Source organism: Saccharibacillus sp. CPCC 101409 (assembly GCF_030518235.1).
Lineage (GTDB): Bacteria > Bacillota > Bacilli > Paenibacillales > Paenibacillaceae > Saccharibacillus.
Genome location: NZ_JAULSA010000013.1, coordinates 32707 through 51361 on the forward strand (window position 1 = coordinate 32707; position 18655 = coordinate 51361).

Genomic DNA, 18655 nt, shown 5'->3' on the forward strand with positions numbered 1-18655 from the left:
GGACGATGCAAAAAAAGACCGAAGCCGGCGGGAATGCGGGCTTCGGTCTTTTTGGGATGAAATGCAAAAATCCACTTTATTGATGCGGCGGAGCCGACGGCCTTAGGACGAAGTGCGAGAATCCATCTTATTTGTCCAAATCGGCTCCCAGAAAGGCTTTTTCCGAAATTGGAGTGGATATTTGCACTTGATCGAGCATTATCCGGCCTTTTTCCGGGAAACAGATGGATTTCTGCATTTGATTGGATCGCAGCGTCCGCGAATGTCTCTATTGCAGTCCCGGACGCAGCAGCGTCCAGATCAAGCGAGCTTCTTCGGGAGAGCGCGGCGTGAGAATCGCATCCTGCGGATAAGGCTCGGCGTCGCCGCGGCCGCGCACATGTTTTTCGGCGTAAGGATTCGCTTCGACCGCGGCGCGGTACGCTTGCTCGGCATCCGCGCCGAAACGGTCGCGGTTGTACGCGATCAGCCATTCGAACCAGCGGTAGAACGCATTGTCGCCCGCGCCTTCGGCGTAATGGCCGAGCAGATCGGACGCCGCGTCCAGATCGCCGCGCGCGATCAGCGCGGACAAAGCCGGATAACGCGCGCCCTGATGGTCCGCCGGGTTCAGCTGAAGCAGCCGGTAGAAGCGGCCGAACGCGTCGTCGAACCGGCCCTGCGCCAGCTCGTGCACGCCGCGGCGCATCAGCGTCCGCAGATACGGACGATTCGGAATATGCAGCCAGACCGGCCGGATATCCGGATCGAAAGACCGGAGCGCCGACTGCTCGGCGCGCTCCAGCAGTTCGCCCCGAACCGCGTCGTCGATTTCCGCTTCGGCGCTCAGCAGCAGCATATCCGCGTTGGCCGGATCGAGGCCGCGGGCTTCCGTCAGTTTCTCGGCGCGGAAGTCGTCTTTGAGCGCCAGGTAAGCTTCGTAAGCGCGCAGCTGCGCTTCTTCTTCGCGGGAGACCGGCGCATACGGAATGCGCGAATAATAGTCCATCTGCCGGCGCAGCGCGGCTTCGCCCTGCACATCGAGGTCTTTCAGGTGCATGTACAGCTGCCACTGCCGGAATTCTTCCGGCTGCGGATCGGTGCCGATCCGGAAGCCGATCCGTTCTTCTTCCTCGCGGTATACCGACGTTCTGCGTTCGTAAGCCAGCATTTCCTGCGCCAGACTTTCCGCTTCGGCAGGGTCCGCCCCGAATTTCTCCGCGATGCGGTCCGCGTTCCAGCCCGCCGGCAGCCAGCCCTGCAGCAGGCCGAAGCGGACGGCCGCCGCCGCGGCCGGTCCCGAAGACGGCTTCTCGCGCTTGCGCTTGAGAAAGCGGAAGGTCACGTCCATCAGCAGGTCGTGCTTGACGTCGTGCCGGATCAGGAACGTCTCGATCCGGCGCAGCGCTTCCGCGATCTCTTCCGGCAGCTCGTCCGCCTCGGCCGTTTGCGCGCCCGAAGCGTCGCTATTGCCGAACATCTCGTACACGGCCGCAAAGTTCGCCCGGTAGAACGCCTGTACCGAAGCGGCGCCCGCCGCGCGGTACAGCTTGTCCAGCCGCAGTACCGGCTCGTCTTCCGGTTCTTCCGCGGTCACTACGCTGTTGAGCGCCGTCATCGGTTCGCCCGAAGCCGGGCCGGGAATCCAGAATCCCAGCGCGATCGTGCCGGCTTCGGGACGAAACGAATCGTCCGTTTGCAGCTCGAACGTTTCGCCGGTCAGCAGATCGGCCGCGCGGACGAAGTCCGTTCCGGCCACACCGCGCGACGAGGCTTTCTCCGGCATGGTTTCCGCCGGGTCAACCGCTCCGTTCGCAGCGCCCGCCGGAAGAATCCGGCCGGCCAGGAACAGCGGATCGGCCCAGCCCGTCAGAACGTCCGCGATCGCGGCATTCCCGGAGTCCTGCGCCTGCTCGCGCACGAACTCGTTCCAGATTCCCGCTTCTTTGCCGAAGAAGAACGTGTCTCCGACGATCGAATCCAGTTTCTCCATCGTGTAGCCGGCGGACAAAGCGGACAGCTCCCGCTTCCACGCCGACAGCGATTTTTGCTCGGAAGGACGCGGATGATTCTCGAAAAAAGCTTTCAGCACGCCTTCAAGCTGACGCCCGACACTTTCGCTCCGGCGCTGCTCTTCGTGTTTGCGCGCGCAGCATTTCTTGTATTTGAGTCCGCTGCCGCAAAGGCAGGGATCGTTGCGGCCGATTGCGGCGGCCGGCGAATGCGGCGCTGTGCGGTTCATTAATGCCCGCCCCCAAGCAGCAGACGCTCTTCCTCGCGGCTGTGGATCGCATTAACTACCATCAGCGCCTGGAACTGCTGCATCACTTCGGGCGTCAATCCTTCTTCGGCCAGCATGGTTTTGATATCGGCAATAATCATGCGCAGGATGTCGTGGTCGCGGGTCAGTTTGACGACGGCTATCTTCAGCTCGGGATCGTCGCCGGCCATTTCTTCGTAAAAGCCTTCTTCTTCCGCGTCCGCGTGGCTCAGTACCCGCGTTACCCAGTAGTCGACCAGATGGTCCGCCGCCTGGCGGGCGACTTCGAACTCGCCGGCCCGCAGCAGTTCGAATACTTCTTCCGTTTTATCGACGGCGCCGCTGAGCCCTCCTTCGTGAATCGCGTGATGGGCATGCAGTTGACGCAAAGACGGTCCTCCCATGATTCTTCCACCTTTCTGTTCATCTATTTGGAATTTATTTGCGTGAATATTTCGGATCGATAAGACGTTTCAACGGGTTTCAGTATAGCACGGGGGAGAAGATCGCGCGGCGGGGTAAGGTCTTTCCCGGAACGAAACAGGGAAATCCCTGATTGGTTGTTCGCCGCTTCGTTTTATAGAATGAAACCCGTAAGGGACGGCGGCGCGGAGGCGTCCGCCCGATCCCGAGTGCGCCGAAGGAGGAATGACCATCAACCGTTATCTGCCCAACCAGCACGGAGCCTGGGCCATGCTGCTGCTGCCGTTTCTGACGGGATTGTCCGCCGCCGGAGGCAGCATTGACCATATCCCGCTTTTTCTGTGCTGGCTGTTGATGTATCTGTTCAGTTTTCCGCTGCTGCAATGGATCAAGACGGGGAAAAAGGAGCGCTATTTCAAGCCCGCCGCCCTGTACGGAGCGCTGCTTGTGCCGCTTGCGGCCGTCGTGATCGCCGCCGAACCGCGTTTGATCGGCTACGGCGCGCTGCTGCTGATCCTGTTCGCGATTCCCGTTTACTATGCCAAAATGAAAAACGAACGCGCGCTGCTCAACGATATCGCCGCGATCGTCTTGTTCTGCTCGTTTATCTATCCCGTCGTTTACGTCAGCGCGGGCAGCGAAGCCGACTGGGGGCGCACCACGCTGCTGTTTATTCTGCTGGGCTTGTATTTCGTAGGCACCGCCCTGTACGTCAAAACGATCATCCGCGAGAAAAAGAATCCGCGTTATTATCGTTTGTCGCTGGCTTATCATACGCTGCTGCTGCCTTTCGCCGCCTGGTTGTCCGTGCCGCTGCTCGTTCCGTTCGCGATCCTGCTGCTGCGGGCCGCCGTGCTGCCGAAGCGGAATCTGAAAGTGAAGCAAACGGGCATGGCCGAAGTCGGATTCGCGCTCATGCTGTATGTGTCCGTGGTGCTCGCGTACCTGTAACCGTCTCTATACGCAACGAAGAAAAGGAGTCCTGTTTCCATGACTATGCCGGCCGCGGTCCAACGCGACTATGCCGTCGACCCGTTTATCGTGATCTGGGAGGTCACACGAGCCTGTGCGCTCAAATGCCTGCACTGCCGCGCCGAGGCGCAGTACCGGGCCGATCCCGACCAGCTGTCGCACGAGGAAGGAATCGCCCTGATCGACCGCATCGCGAACCTGAACAATCCTCTGCTTGTGTTTACCGGCGGCGATCCGCTGATGCGTCCCGACCTGTTCGAACTGGCGCGCTACGCGATCGAGGAAAAAGGGCTGTCGGTGTCCATGACGCCCAGCGCTACCCCGAGAGTTACCCGAGCCGCCGTCGAAAAGGCCAAAGAAGTCGGTCTTTCCCGCTGGGCGTTCAGTCTCGACGGTTCTTGTGCCGAAATTCACGATCATTTCCGCGGCACGGCCGGTTCGTTCGATACGACGATGCGCGGCATCGGGTATCTGAAAGAGCTGGGGATTCCGATCCAGGTCAATACGACGGTATCGCGCTACAATCTGCACGACCTGGAGCGGATCGCCGAAACGGTCAAAGAAATGGGCGCGGTGCTGTGGAGCCTGTTTTTCCTGATCCCGACCGGGCGCGCCGACCGCAAAGACATGATTACCCCCGAAGAACACGAAGAAGTGATGCGCTGGCTGTTTGAAACGGGGCAGCGGATGCCGTACGGCGTCAAAGCGACGGAAGCCCCGCATTATCGCAGAGTGGCGGTGCAGCTTGCCGGCGAGCGCGCGAAATCCGCGGCCTCCGGGTCCGTCTCGCAGCCCAGAACGGGCATCAAGCGCGCCGATGTGCTCGGCCGCGCGCCCAAAGGCGTGAACGACGGCGACGGATTTGTGTTTATCGGCCATACCGGCGACGTATACCCGAGCGGATTCCTGCCGGTCAAATGCGGAAACGTCCGGGAAGAAGCGCTGGAAAGCATTTACCGGGACTCGCCGATTATGCGCAGCCTGCGCGACAAGTCGCTTCTCAAAGGCAAATGCGGCGTCTGCGAATTCAAAAATCTTTGCGGCGGATCGAGAGCCCGGGCGTACGCGGTGACAGGCGACCTGCTGGAAAGCGACCCGTCCTGCGCCTATATTCCGCCCGCCTGGAAAGGAGAACTTTCATGAACCCAAACCTACAGCATTCTGTTTCTTTTCCTTCGGAACCGCCGAAAAACGGCTTTTCCCAAAAGTACTCCGGCAGCGGCGCGCCGCGCCGCGTCGTCGTATTGGGCGGAGGCATCAGCGGATTGAGCGCGGCTTACTACCTGAACAAGCAGGCCAAAGAGCAGGGCGTTCCCGTCGAGATCACGCTGGTCGAGCGGAGCGAACGGCTCGGCGGCAAGCTGCGGACCGAACGCCGCGGAGACTTTTTGATCGAAAAAGGCCCGGATTCCTTCCTGGCGCGCAAGCCCGCGATTATGGAACTGACGAAGGAACTCGGATTGGAGAGCGAGCTTGTGCCGACCAATCCGGATGCCAAAACCAGTTACATCCTGCACAAAGGCCGCATGCACCCGATGCCGATGGGCTTTATTCTCGGCATTCCGACCAAGCTGACGCCGTTTATGCGCACGGGACTGATCTCGCCGCTCGGCAAGCTGCGCGCGGCGCTCGATTTCTTCCTGCCCGCGCGGCGCGGCGGAGAAGACGAAGCGCTCGGCGACTTTATCGAGCGGCGGTTGGGGCGCGAGGTGCTGGAGCGGATCACCGAGCCGCTGCTGGCCGGCATCTACGCCGGCGATACGCGCCGCCTCAGCATGCTGGCGACATTTCCGCAGTTCAAAGCAATGGAAGAACGCAGCGGCAGCCTGATCAAAGGCATGGCGCGAGGCGGCGGCCGGCCCAAATCCGCGCCGGCGTCCGCGGCCGCAAAAAGATCGGCGCCTTCCGCCGCAGGCGGAACGGGCAAAGCCGGCGGCGCTGTCGGCAAAAGTATGTTTCTCTCGTACCGCGGAGGACTGTCCGCGCTGATCGAACGGCTGGAAGAGCGGCTGCGGCGGGAAGGCGTGCGCATCGTAACCGGCGCCGGCGCCGATTCGCTGACCGGCCGCCCGGACGGGCGGACCGATATCGTGCTGGATAGCGGCGAGCGTTTGAACGCCGACGGCGTGATCTGCGCCGTGCCGGCGTTTGAAGCGGCGCGGCTGCTGAAGCAGGCCGAGACGGCGCGGCGGCTCCAAGAAATCGAATACGTATCGGTCGCCAATATCGCGCTGGCGTACCGCACGTCCGACCTTAATATTTCGTTCGAGCGTTCGGGCTTTCTGGTCCCGCGCAAAGAAGGCAAGATGATTACCGCCTGCACCTGGTCGTCGACCAAATGGAAGCATGTCGCGCCGCAGGGGCGGACGCTGCTGCGGACGTATATCGGCCGCGCCGGCGCCCAGGAGTGGACAAGCATGTCCGACGCCGAACTGATCGAAGCGGCGAAGCGCGATCTGCGCGAGCTGACCGGCCTGGACGCCGAGCCGCAGTGGGCGGAAGTCAGCCGCTGTATGTCGTCCATGCCGCAGTATCCGGTCGGCCAGCTCGATATGCTGCGCGAAGCGCGGAGCGAACTGGAAGAGAAGCTGCCCGGCGTGCTGCTGTGCGGCGCCGGTTACGGCGGCGTCGGGATTCCCGACTGCATCGCCGGAGGCAGGGATGCCGCGAAGAATTTGCTCAAGCAGCTTCCGCCGCTCGAAGCCGGGGAAAACGCCGCTGCCGATGTCGAGCGCATTTCCGCCTCTTGAACAGGGAATTCCCCAATAGGTTGCACGGGATGCCGGGCGTAGACTGATAAAGGAAGTTTGGTTATTATACTATCTATCATGGGATCTTCGGCGCTTTGCGAAGCGCCGGAAGACGAAAAGGAGTCGAAGCATGAGCAATCTTGCCAAGCAAACAAGCGGTAACGGAACAAACAAAAAAGGACGGACAACAGGACGGAAAATCAATTTCCTGCTGCTTCCGCTGCTCGCCCTGCTGCTGGTCCTCGCAGCCTGCGGAGCCAAACCGGCCGACCAGACGGCTGCCAATCAGGCGGCCGGATCGAATAACGGCACGGAAGCGGCCGAAACGAAGCCGGCGGCCGAGAAGGTTACGCTGACGATTTCCGCGGCCGCGAGCCTGACCGACGCGCTGACGGACATCCAGAAGACCTACGAAGAAGCCAACTCGAACGTGAAGCTGGAGTTCAACTTCGGCGCGTCGGGCGCGCTCCAGCAGCAGATCGAACAGGGCGCTCCGGCCGACCTCTTCCTGTCGGCGTCCACCAAGAACATGCAGGCGCTGTTGGACGGCGGCCTGATCGGAACGGACAAAGAAAAAAACTGGCTGACCAACACGCTGGTCGTTGTCGTTCCGGCCGAAGGCGGAGCAAACGTGACGAAGATCGAAGATCTGTCCGCCGCCGATGTGAAGCATGTGGCGATCGGGATTCCGGACAGCGTTCCGGCCGGCAAGTACGCGCAGGAAGCGCTGACGAATTCGAAACTGTGGGATTCGCTGCAGGATAAGCTGGTACAGGGCAAAGACGTTAGACAAGTGCTGCAGTATACCGAAACCGGCAACGCGGATGCGGGCTTCGTATACAAAACGGACGCGATGACTTCCGACAAAGTCAAAGTGGCGTTCGATGTCGACGCAAGCACCTACTCGCCGATCAACTACCCGATCGGCATCGTGAAATCGACCGGGCATGAAGCCGAGGCGCAGGCCTTCTACGACTACCTGCAAACGAAGGAAGCGCTGGACGTATTGTCCGGTTACGGGTTCTCCGTAGCGAAATGATACCCGCGGACATCACCTGGAGCGAATACTGGTCGCCGATCCGTTTGTCGCTCCAGGTTGCCCTGCTGGCGAGCGTAATTGCGATCGTGCTCGGCACGCTCGTCGCCTGGTGCATGTCCAGGCGCCTGCAGTTTCGCGGCAAGACGGTGCTGGAGACCGTATTCATGCTCCCGCTCGTCCTGCCGCCGACCGTGGTCGGCTTCCTGCTGCTGATGCTGCTGGGCCGCCGCAGCTGGCTGGGACGGACGATCGAGCGGATCTTCGATTCGCCGGTCATCTTCACCTGGTGGGCCGCCGTGATCGCGGCGGTGGTCGTCGCTTTTCCGCTGATCTACCGGACGACGGTAACCGGCTTCGAAGCCGTGGACCGCGACCTGGAAGACGCCGGCCGCTCTATCGGAGCGAACGAATGGCAGGTATTCCGCCATATCACCCTGCCGCTGATCTTCCCTTCATTGAAGACAGCTTACGTGCTCGGCTTCGCCCGCAGCCTGGGCGAATTCGGCGCCACCCTGATGATTGCCGGCAATATCCCGGGCCGAACCCAGACCGTCCCGACCGCGATCTACGTCGCCGTCGATTCCGGTCACCTGTCCCAGGCCTGGGCCTGGACCGTCGCTATCGTCGCCATCTCTTTCGTCCTCCTTCTCCTGACCGGAAGACGATCTTCCTGAACGTGCCATACCGAGTCTCGCCTTAGGTAATAAGAGAATCGATTATGGTAACGGATCGTCATTCCTTTAAAAGGCCTTTTGCCGTCTCAAGAATTTCTAACGGATTCAGAATACGCTTAGCCTGGAGAAAAAAGCTTTTTGAGCCTGTAATCCGCGCGTTCCGACAGCTAAGCGTCGAATCGATCCGTTAGCATTTTTAACATGTACATTCAAGACGCCAGGCGTCCGTACGATCCGTTACAGCGCGCATAAGCTCGTTCATCCGCATTGAAGCGCTGCTTCCTTATTCAAATCGTCCTTTTAATAGCCGGCAATACCGGCTCCGCTTTTCCATTTCTCCGCCTTCACACCGAAACGGCCCGTGTTCATCGGGCCGTTTTTTAGTGTGTGTATTGAAATTCAGCTTCAAGGCGAAGCGAGCGGCGGAGGGAGAAATTCAGTGAAGGAGCTACAGACTTTCGGAGAAAGTCGCTTCGTAAGCATAGGCTGTAGCGTTCGCCTTTGAAATCGGGAAATCCCCACTTAACCCTCATTCAATTTCCCGATTTCAACACGCGACCGGAACGAATTTCTTCCGCAGCCTTCCAAGCTTCCCCCGCGAATAGGAATTTCAATCCACACCCCAAAACGGCCCGATTTCCCCCGGGACGTTTCTTTCCCCCTCAAAAATCTAATGTTTTTAACCTGTAGTCTAACGTTTCTTATCTAGAAAACTGTAAGCGGTTTCTTGTACGATTGAGCTATCAAAAATTAAAACGATTAGATGGGGGACGGGGTGAATATGAAAAAGGCTGAACAAGGACGCCGGCGCGCGCGCTGGCGCAAGCAGGACACCGAGCTGTCGCTTCTGGCGCTGCCGACCACGATCTGGTATATCCTGTTTTGTTTTCTGCCGATGTTCGGCATCATTATCGCGTTCAAGGATTTCAAAATATCGGGCGGTTTTTTGAGCAACGTGTTCAACAGCTCATGGTCCGGATTCAAGAATTTTGAATTTTTGTTCAAATCGAATGATGCCTGGGTTACGATCCGCAACACGCTGGGTTACAACATCGTTTTCATTGTGCTCGGCATCGTGATTCCGGTGGTGCTGGCGCTGATGATCGGCCGTCTGCACAATACCAGAGCGGGGAAAGTGTATCAAACAATGATGTTCCTGCCGTACTTCCTGAGCTGGGTCGTCGTATCCGCCGTAATCTGGGCTTTCCTGAGCTACGACAAAGGGATTGCGAATCAAATGCTGGGCCAGCTGGGAACCGATCCCGTGAACTGGTATATGGAGCCCAAGTACTGGCCGTATTTCCTGATCTTCATGAATGTGTGGAAAGGGATCGGTTACGGCATGGTCGTTTACCTGGCGACTATCACCGGGATCGACAGCACGTACTACGAAGCGGCCGTGATCGACGGAGCTTCCATCTGGCAGCAGACGCGTTTTATCACCCTGCCGATGATGAAGCTGGTTATCGTCATGATGTTCATACTGGCCGTCGGTCGGATCTTCTACACGGACTTCGGTCTATTCTACCAGGTGCCGAGGGACTCCAACTCTCTATTCAACGTCACGACGACGCTGGATGTCCTGGTGTACAAGCAGCTCAAGACCGCTACCGTAGGCATGGCTTCCGCCGCCGCTTTTGTGCAGTCTTTCCTGGGCTGCGCCACTATTCTGCTCGCCAACTGGATCGTTCGACGAATCGATCCGGACAGCGCGATGATGTAAGGGGGCGAGTCTATGGCATCGAGAATCGAAGGAACGACGGGCCTCGACCGGCATAACCGGATCAGCAAAGGTATGAATGTGCTGTTCCACCTGGTGTTTATCCTGCTGGCGCTGGTCTGTATCGTTCCGATCCTGGTTATTTTATCGATTTCGTTTTCGAGCGAGGACTCGATCCGGCAGACGGGCTACCACATGCTGCCGACGATGTTCTCGACCGAATCTTACGGCTTTATTATCAAACAGGGAGGCGTGATTCTGCGGGCGTTCGGCGTCTCGGTCCTGGTTACCGTGCTCGGAACCGTCATCGGCGTTCTGCTGACGGCTTCCATGGGCTACGTGCTGTCGCAGCAGAATTACAAGCTCAAAGGATTCCTGACCTGGGTCGTATTTATCCCGATGGTATTCAACGGCGGCCTGGTATCCAGCTACTATATCAACTCGAATCTGCTCGGGCTGAAAGACACCATCTGGGCGCTGATCCTGCCGCTGGCCGTATCTTCGTTCAACGTCATTATCTGCAAAACGTTTTTCCGAAGCACGATTCCGGACGGGATCGTCGAATCGGCGGAAATCGACGGAGCCAGCCAGCTGCGCATTTTCTTCTCGATCATTATGCCCATCTCGCTGCCGGTTCTGGCGACGATCGGGTTGTTCCTCTGCTTCGGCTACTGGAACGACTGGTTCCAGTCCATGCTGTACATCAACAATCAGGATCTGTACTCGCTCCAGGCGCTGCTCAACAATCTGATGAGCAATGTCGACGCGCTGGCGAGAAACGCATCCACCATGGGTATCAGCTATGCTTCGCTGGTGGCGACGATGCCGAAAGAAACCGCGCGCATGGCCGTCGCCATCCTGATCGTCCTGCCCGTGGCGTTCGCTTACCCCTTCTTCCAGCGGTACTTTATCGCCGGTCTGACAGTGGGTTCGATCAAAGGGTGATCCCGAACCGGCCGGATGTCCGGCCGGTTTCGGTCATCGAAGCATAGATCGGCGCATCGTCCTCGGACGCCGTGCGCCGGGGCATTGAAAAATATGAACTGGGGGTAAGATGTATGAAAAAAACGTGGAAGCTCTTGTCCGTGCTCTGTACGGCCCTGCTGCTGATGTCGGCTCTGGCCGCCTGCAGCGGAGGCTCCAAATCGGAAGGATCGGGCGATTCTTCGACCGCCGGCACGGACGGTTCCAAAGCTTCGGGCGAAGTTCCGACTCTCGTCTGGTGGACGATCGGCGGGCAGCTCCCGAACAACTTCGATAAAGCGATTGCGGCCATGAACGAGTACACAGCCGAGAAAATCGGCGTAAAAATCGATCTCCGAGTGGCAAACTGGGCCGATTGGGACACCAAGATGAACACGATCGTCAATACCGGCGAAGCGTTCGACATGATGTTCACCAACAGCGGCAAATACAACCAGCAGGTATCGATGGGCGCATTTGCCGATCTGACCGACCTGGTGCAAAGCGAAACGCCGGATCTGTACAAATTCATCCCAGAAACGGTCTGGGACGGCGCCAAGATCGGCGGCAAAATCTACTCCGTACCGACATACAAAGACTCGTCGCTCACCCAGTACTGGGTATTCAACGACGAATACGTACAGAAATACAACATCGATCTGGACAAAGCGAAGACGCTGCAGGATCTCGACAAGCCTTTCCACGACATGAAAGCCGGCGAAGGCAAAAGCTTCTATCCGGTATCCCTGAACCAGGGCGACGGATTCCCGGGTCTGTTCAACGGCTACGACGACCTGACGCTGGGTCTGTCCCCGATCGGCGTCAAGATCGACGACTCGTCCCGCAAGGTCGTGTTTACGCTGAGCCAGCCGGATATCATGGATAACCTGAATCAGCTGCACAAATGGTACCAGGACGGCATCATCAACCCGGACGCTCCGACCCGGGGCGAAACCGAGAAAGCCCGTCCGTTCTTCAGCGCGCAAGCTTTCCCGGGCGCCGAAACCAGCTACCAGATCAACGAAGGCGTAGAGAAGTACGATATGGTGCAGAACTTCGGCCCGCTCTACACGACAAGCATGATCCAGGGCTCGCTGAACGCGATTTCCGCGAACTCCAAGTATAAGAACGAAGCTTTGAAATATCTGGAGCTCGTCAACACGGACGCCAAACTGCGCAACATGCTGGCTTTCGGCGAACTGGGCGTGGACTATCAAAGCGTGGACGGCGAGAAAGTGATCGAACGTACATCCGACACCTGGCCGCTGGCCGCTTATACGCAGGGCACATTCTTCAATCTGGCCGTAACCAAAGGCGCTCCGGAAGACCAATGGGAGCAGGTCCGCAAGCTGAACGAAGAAGCAACGCCTTCGGCTACGCTGGGCTTCGCGCTGGATATCAGCAGCCTGACGACCGAAGTCGCCAACACCAAAGCCGTTTGGGAAAAATACAAAGCCGAATTGATCACGGGCGCATCCGACCCGGCAGTGATCGTGCCGAAAGTGGAATCGGAAATGAAAGCCGCCGGCATGGACAAGATCATGCAGGCCGCCCAGGAGCAAATCGAAGCTTATTTCAAATAAGCGGCCGAGCTTGCGGGACTCGAACGGAATTCAGTTTCCGTTCGAGTTTTTCTGCGTTGCGGCCCTTTGTCCGCGATACAGCCGTATGAGACGGCGCCCGCTGGTGCTACAATAGGGAATATGGCGAAGGAGGCGTCGAACCTTGTCCTTTTTGCAGATGAAGATTTATCGCGGCAAATTTATTGCATACACGATATTCGTCGTGTTTATCGGGCTGGCGATCGGCCTGCTTACCTGCGCCATACTGTTGTACCAGTGGGTGGACAACGCTCGGACGGAAGCGTCCGGCGACTTCGTCCGGCTGGAGAACACGCTTCAATACAATGCCGACCGCATCGAAGCTTATATGCAGCGCATTTACTCCAACAGCGGGCTGATGACCGACGTTCGCTGTTTTCTGGGCAGCAGCGCCGAAGGGTACTTTGCCGCCAGGCTCGAAGGAAGCCGTTACGATCAGCCGCTTGTGTCTTTTCCCGACGATATGGAGTCTTTTCTGTACAGCGGCGGGCAGGGGGACATCGTCCAGGTCAGCCTGCATACGGAGCAGAGAGGGAATATGATCCGCTTCGACGACAACGGCAACGCGAATTTCAAGTTCCTGCTGTCCAACGGGGACGAAGCGTTCCGGGAATCGATCGAGCGGGGATTCGTTTATCGCAAAAAGCTGTCCGATCCCAAACAAATTTCGCGCCAGCTGGGCGAATTTCGTTTTCTCGTCGGCAGCGACCGTTTATTCAAAAACGCCGGCGGGGATGGGGTGAAGCAGGCGGTAATCGTCAGTTCTTCCGGAGACGCGTACAAAGTCGGCGCGCCGGACGTCCGCCTTCAAGAGCTGGCGCGCCAGGCGCTGGCAAACGGCAAAGCTCAAGGATACCTGTCCACAGGCGGGCTGAACGGTGTTTTCTTTATCTCTTTTTCTTCCACCAAGCTCGATTACCGGTATGTCGGCCTGGTCGACCTGGGCTCGCTGATCCGCGACCGCTGGGGCGTGCTGCTGACCGTGTTTCTGGTCGTATTGTCGGCTATCATAAGCGTACTGATGCTGATCGTTTACAACTTGAGGGACGACGCCCACTTCCTGCATCATATTATGGATTCGATCGGACGGGTCAAAACGGCGAATTTCACCGTCGAGACTCCCGCGCGCTACCGGCGCAACGAATACGGCATCATCGCGACCGAACTGGAAGATATGATCCGCCAGCTGGACAAATATATCCGGACCGAATATTTGCTGAAGCTCAAGCAGCAGGAGACCGAGATGAAGGCGCTCCAGAACCAGATCAATCCCCATTTTCTGTACAATACGCTCGAAGCGATCCGTTCAAGAGCCCTGGTCAATCAAGACGTCGATACGTCGGATGCGATTGCGACGCTGGGGGCGCTGTACCGCAATATGGTGAAGCACGAGAACGTGATTACGATTGGCAAAGAATTGGACCTGCTCCAGGACTATCTGAAAATTATGGAATTCAAATATCCGGACCGCTTTTATTACCAGTTCAACGTGGACGAAGAACTGCTGTCGCTGCCCACGGTAAAATTCTGGATGCAGCCGCTCGCCGAAAACTTTTTCGTGCACGGCTTCAATCCCGGCAACGAGTTCAATCTGCTGGTGGTGAACGGGTGGGAGTCGGAGGAACATTTTATTCTCGAAGTGGTGGACAACGGGCAGTGGATCGCCGAAGGGAAGCTCGCGACGATCCGCGAAGCGCTGCGCCGCGGGGACGACGCTCCGGTCCAGAGTATCGGTCTGCACAACGTGAATACCCGGCTGCACTTTTTCTACGGCGAAGGGTTTGTCCTGCGCATCGAAAACAACGAAGAAGCCGGCGTAAAGATTTCCGCAATTATTCCGAAGGAGGCCCGGTCGCATGTACAAGCTTCTGATTGTGGATGACGAACCGCAAATTCTGGAGGGCATGAAACGGATGCTCGACTGGGAGAAATACGGATTCGGCTGTATCGAAACGAGCGAGACGGTGGAGGACGCCATGTCCAAAGCCGCCGCTATTTATCCCGATGTCGCGATCTTCGATGTGTGTATCGGTCCCGATCGGGGCTACGACGCGATTACCCGGCTCAATATGCTGGGACTTCCGACCAAATACATTATCATGAGCGGCTACAGCGAGTTCGAATATGCCAGGGAAGCGATCCGGTGCGGGGTGAAAGATTATCTGCTCAAACCGCTCAACCGATCCCGGCTGCAGGAAGTGGTCGAGAAGATCGTTGTCGAAGATCTGCACGGGACGCTGGAAGGGACGAGCGACGTCAATCTCGATCCCGTGCTGGGCGTTCGTTACGACAGCCTGTCCAAGCTGATCAACCACATCCTGCTGATGGTGAAGACGGAATACGCCCAGAATATTACACTGAAAATGGTCGCCGAGCAGTTTCGCATGAACGGCACTTATCTGGGACAGATTTTTCTCAAAGAAACGCAGATGAAGTTCTCGGAATATGTCATGGCGTACCGGATGCTTCGCGCGCGCGAGCGCATTTTGTCCACGGACGAGAAAATCGCCAGTATCGCCACGTCGGTGGGCTATTCCAACCTGAGCTATTTTTATACGCATTTCCACAGTTTCTTCGGCAGGTCGCCATCGGATTTGAGAAAATAACAGCTGTGCTTGGTCCCAGCGGAAAGGAGCGTATTATGCCGCGGCAGCCGCGTACCCGCAATCGGATCCGGCTTCTTTTTTGCTTCATGTCCCTGCTTGCCGCAGCCGCGTCGCTGACGGGATGTTCGCTGTGGGGCGGCGGCGAGAAGACGGGCGCTTCCGACAACAAGCCGGTCAACCTGATCTACTACACAATCGGAGAGCCGGACAAAGATCTGCAATTGGTAAACGACAGAATCAACGAAATACTGGCCGCAAAGATCGGCGTGACCGTCACGTATATCAAAGTCGGCTGGCAGGAATACGAAGGACGATTGAATACAATGGTGTCGGCGGGCACGCCTTTCGATATCGCGTACACGCCGGACTATACCCACTATATTCAACAGGGCGCCCTGCTGCGATTGAACGATTATCTATCGACCGTGGGTAAAGAAATGACCGAGAGAATCGACCCTGTGTTCTGGGAAGGCATGACGATGAACGACGGAGGGATTTACGGCGTGCCGACCAACAAAGAACTGGCGATGCGGGAGCAGTGGATGTACCCGGACGAACTGGTGAACAAGTACGGTATCCCGATTGCCCGGTACAACACGCTGGAGTCGCTGGAGCCGCTGCTCAAAACGATCAAGGAAAAAGAACCGTCTTATCAGCCGATGCAGTTGGATAAAGACTCGCACAACTTTTTCGCGCTGGACGGATACGAATACGTGGTCGACAAAAAGATTCCGCTGATGGCCCAGTCCCAGGATTCGCAGGCTGCGGTCGTGAATATTTTCGAAACGGGCGAAGCGAAAAAAGTATTGAATACGCTCAGACGCTACTATCAGGCCGGCTATATCAACGAAGACGCCGCCCTGCGGGAAAGCCAGGGATTGAAGCGCGGCGAAAAAGTGTTCTGGAAAGCCGCCGGAGGCGGGCCGCTCTCGGAAAGCAGCTGGAGCAAGGACCGCGGGTACAAAGTGGACGCCCATCCCGTTACGCCGGTGCTGGTCACGACCGAATCGGTCCGGGGCGGAATCATGGCCGTCAGCGCGGATACCCAGCATCCCGTGGAGTGCATGAAGTTTCTCAACGCGCTGAACACCGATCCCGAGATTCGCAACCTGTTCAATTACGGGATCGAAGGCGTGCACTACAACCTGGACGAGAGCGGTCAGGTCGTTCCGATCCGGCCGGAGGACTCGGAAGCGAGCGCCGGAGCGCCGCCGGATTACGCGGGCGTGCAGTATACGCAGGGCAACTGGTTCATTCTCAAAACGATGGGCGGAGACGTGCCCGACCCGCCGGACAAATGGGAGCAGTTCCGCGAATCGAACAGCATGGCCGTGAAGTCGGGTCTGCTCGGATTCACGCCCGACCTGTCCCATATGCCGATCCAGCGGGAAAATATCGAGATGGTATGGGACAAGTATTATCCCGGCCTGATGACCGGCAGCCTGGACGTCGAGACCGAGCTGCCCAAGTTCAACGAAGAACTGAGGCGCGCGGGGATCGACGAAGTGAAGGCGGAAGTGCAGAAGCAGCTGGACGAATGGCGCGCCGAACGCAGCCGGGGGCTGTAAATTGCACAAAAAAGCGGTTCGCAAACGGGAGTTCCCGCTGCGGACCGCTTTTTTTGTCGTGCCGGCGTGCCGAAAGATGTACCGAAAATCAGAGAATACGAAGTTTAATCTCTGAAATAATAACCCGCTGCGAGATCTTCAAGCAGCCCCTGCCGCTGCGGCTCCCAATTCAGCAGCTGCCGCGTCTTGTCGTTCGACGCCAGAGTATCGACCGGCGCGGCAAAGTTCATCCAGCCGAAATGGGCCGGCGAATCTTCCGGCGCGATCGAGCGCACCGGAAGATTCAGGCCGCGGCCGATCGCTTCGGCGATCTCGCGGAAAGGCACGCCCTGCTCGGCGGCGCCGTGCAGCCGCGAACCGGCCGGCGCGGATTCCAGCGCCAGGCGGAACAACGCGGCCGCATCCAGCCGATGCACGGCCGGCCAATGGTTGGAACCGTCGCCCACATAGGCGGCGAAGCCTTTGTTTTGCGCGATGCCGACCAGCGCGCGCACAAAGCCGTGGTCGTGCTCGCCGTGCACGGTCGGCGACAGCCGCACGACCGACGCGCGAATACCGCGTCCGGCCAGTTCGTCCACGGCCGTCTCGGCGTAACGGCCCGAGCCGACAGCCAGATCGTCTTCCGTAGCGAGACGTCCCGTCGCAAGCATAAGCAGCCCGGAAGTCAGCACGAACGGTTTGTTCGTTCCTTCCAGCGCGGCTCCGATCGCCTCCGTCGCCAGCCGGTCGGCCCGGGTGGCCGCCTGCATATCCGAGAAGTCGTGGATATAAGCCAGATGGATCACGCCGTCCGCTTCCTCGGCTCCCTGCCGCAGGCTTTCCAGGTCTTCCAGCGATCCCCGGCGCACCTCGGCGCCCGCGTCCGTCAAAGCCTGCGCGCCGCTGTCCGAGCGGGCCAGACCGACCACCCGATGTCCCGCTTCCAGCAGTTCGCGCACAACCGCCGAACCGATAAATCCTGTTGCTCCCGTAACGAATACTCGCATATTGTTTCCTCCAGGCCCGATAATTTCGGTTTGATTGAGATTCACAACCCTAGAATAGACTATAGAGCGCACTCTATGGCAAGCGGAAATATTTCGTGGTATGATCCGGTTATGGACAATCAATTTTCGAGCAAACAAGTGTCGGAAGAAACCGGACTCAGCGTGCACACCCTGCGTTATTACGAACAGGAAGGATTGATCGACGGCATCCAGCGCGACGAGAACGGATACCGCGTCTATTCGGCGTCCGACGTCGTCTGGTTCCATGTCATCAAATACTTCCGGCGGATCGGCCTCCCGGTCCGCGAGATCAAACAGTTCAATATCCCCAAAGACGGCAAAGGCTCCAGCGCCGCCGCGCGCCGCGAATTTATGGAGAACTACCGCGAAAAAGTGCTGGAGCAGATGAAGGAGCTGCAGGAATCCTTGAACAAGATCGACGACAAGATTGCATTCTTCAGAAAAATGGAACAGTCGGAAATCCAAGTAACCGAGGCAGACCGTTTGCAATTCGCCTCGAAGCTCTACAACGCCGAATCGAACCGCTGATTGTATGCATTTGGTCAACATTTTCGGCGAAAAAAGAAGCTTGACGGCTGAATGTTGACTTTTGGAACGAATTTGACGGCCAAATCGTTGTTTTTGCCGATTTCCGCGCCAAAATGTGCGCATAGAGTCAACAATTTAGCTCGTTTTCCGGATTTTTTCGATAAATGCTGCCTTAACGTCAACAATTTCGATTACAACAGGGAGCAGCTATAAAAGGGAATTACGCATTTAACATTTAAGAAAGGCGGCTCGGCCTTTCTTGCCACCGCTCTTCCACCCAGCCCTTCGATATCGAAGGGCTTTTTGTGTCGAGAAAGTCCTGTCAGTAAAGTAGCCGTTTAGCGGAGGGAGAAATTCAGTGTAGGAGCGATAGCGTTCGCCTTTGAAATCGGGAAGACACCATATAAGTCTAATCCTTCTTCCCGATTTCAACACGCGACCGAAACGAATTTCTCCCGCAGCCTTTAAGGCTTCCCTACGAACAGGAACTTCTCGACACCCCAAGCCCTTCTTTGCAGAAGGGCTTTTCCCCTTTCAGGGATTTCCCCACAACCTTTAGGACATT

At 57.8% G+C, this 18655-nt stretch carries 15 protein-coding genes; 12 read left to right on the forward strand and 3 right to left on the reverse strand.

The features are described 5' to 3' along the window. Positions 1-268 precede the first annotated feature (268 nt). Positions 269-2221 carry an SEC-C metal-binding domain-containing protein gene (locus QWJ34_RS21375; protein ID WP_302731007.1) on the reverse strand — a complete coding sequence of 651 codons (1953 nt, stop codon included), beginning with the start codon at positions 2219-2221 and terminating at the stop codon, positions 269-271. After that, entirely contained in the window at positions 2221-2643 is a 423-nt protein-coding gene (locus QWJ34_RS21380; RefSeq protein WP_302731009.1) for a hemerythrin domain-containing protein, read from the reverse strand. Before QWJ34_RS21380 ends, QWJ34_RS21375 begins: the two co-directional genes overlap by 1 nt. A gap of 244 nt (positions 2644-2887) precedes the next feature. Between QWJ34_RS21380 and QWJ34_RS21385 the strand changes: the two genes are divergently transcribed. The 11 genes from QWJ34_RS21385 (at position 2888) to QWJ34_RS21435 (ending at position 16555) form a co-directional block, all read left to right on the forward strand. Continuing rightward, positions 2888-3613 carry a YwiC-like family protein gene (locus QWJ34_RS21385; protein ID WP_302731010.1) on the forward strand — a complete coding sequence of 242 codons (726 nt, stop codon included), beginning with the start codon at positions 2888-2890 and terminating at the stop codon, positions 3611-3613. 45 nt (positions 3614-3658) lie between these two features. Then, complete coding sequence (locus QWJ34_RS21390) at positions 3659-4777, forward strand: TIGR04053 family radical SAM/SPASM domain-containing protein (RefSeq protein ID WP_302731160.1); 1119 nt, start codon at positions 3659-3661, stop codon at positions 4775-4777. Continuing rightward, positions 4774-6384, forward strand: coding sequence for a protoporphyrinogen oxidase (gene hemG / locus QWJ34_RS21395; protein WP_302731011.1), 1611 nt, complete (start codon positions 4774-4776; stop codon positions 6382-6384). The genes QWJ34_RS21390 and hemG overlap by 4 nt, the downstream gene beginning before the upstream one ends. Positions 6385-6514: 130 nt before the next feature. Then, on the forward strand, positions 6515-7423 hold the full coding sequence (gene modA / locus QWJ34_RS21400) for a molybdate ABC transporter substrate-binding protein (protein WP_302731012.1): 909 nt from the start codon (positions 6515-6517) through the stop codon (positions 7421-7423). Next, positions 7420-8097 (forward strand): molybdate ABC transporter permease subunit, encoded by a 678-nt coding sequence (gene modB, locus QWJ34_RS21405; protein ID WP_302731013.1) that lies wholly within the window; start codon positions 7420-7422, stop codon positions 8095-8097. The genes modA and modB overlap by 4 nt, the downstream gene beginning before the upstream one ends. A gap of 781 nt (positions 8098-8878) precedes the next feature. Then, positions 8879-9820 carry an ABC transporter permease gene (locus tag QWJ34_RS21410; RefSeq protein WP_302731014.1) on the forward strand — a complete coding sequence of 314 codons (942 nt, stop codon included), beginning with the start codon at positions 8879-8881 and terminating at the stop codon, positions 9818-9820. Positions 9821-9832: 12 nt separating this feature from the next. Beyond that, positions 9833-10762, forward strand: a complete 930-nt coding sequence (locus QWJ34_RS21415; RefSeq protein ID WP_302731015.1) for a carbohydrate ABC transporter permease — start codon at positions 9833-9835, stop codon at positions 10760-10762. A 113-nt stretch (positions 10763-10875) separates the two neighbouring features. Further along, a complete protein-coding gene (locus QWJ34_RS21420; RefSeq protein WP_302731016.1) occupies positions 10876-12363 on the forward strand; it encodes an ABC transporter substrate-binding protein in 1488 nt (495 codons plus the stop codon). A 142-nt stretch (positions 12364-12505) separates the two neighbouring features. Beyond that, entirely contained in the window at positions 12506-14263 is a 1758-nt protein-coding gene (locus tag QWJ34_RS21425) for a sensor histidine kinase (protein WP_302731018.1), read from the forward strand. Continuing rightward, the gene (locus tag QWJ34_RS21430; RefSeq protein ID WP_302731019.1) at positions 14238-14987 is read left to right on the forward strand and encodes a response regulator transcription factor; all 750 of its coding nucleotides are present in this window, start codon (positions 14238-14240) and stop codon (positions 14985-14987) included. The genes QWJ34_RS21425 and QWJ34_RS21430 overlap by 26 nt, the downstream gene beginning before the upstream one ends. A 35-nt stretch (positions 14988-15022) precedes the next feature. Next, positions 15023-16555: an ABC transporter substrate-binding protein gene (locus tag QWJ34_RS21435; RefSeq protein WP_302731020.1), complete on the forward strand. Its 1533-nt coding sequence runs from the start codon at positions 15023-15025 to the stop codon at positions 16553-16555. A 104-nt stretch (positions 16556-16659) separates the two neighbouring features. Here QWJ34_RS21435 and QWJ34_RS21440 read toward each other — a convergent pair whose 3' ends face one another. After that, the gene (locus tag QWJ34_RS21440) at positions 16660-17541 is read right to left on the reverse strand and encodes an SDR family oxidoreductase (RefSeq protein ID WP_302731022.1); all 882 of its coding nucleotides are present in this window, start codon (positions 17539-17541) and stop codon (positions 16660-16662) included. 75 nt (positions 17542-17616) lie between these two features. Between QWJ34_RS21440 and QWJ34_RS21445 the strand changes: the two genes are divergently transcribed. Then, positions 17617-18090 carry a MerR family transcriptional regulator gene (locus QWJ34_RS21445; protein WP_302731024.1) on the forward strand — a complete coding sequence of 158 codons (474 nt, stop codon included), beginning with the start codon at positions 17617-17619 and terminating at the stop codon, positions 18088-18090. The last annotated feature ends 565 nt before the right edge of the window (positions 18091-18655 follow it).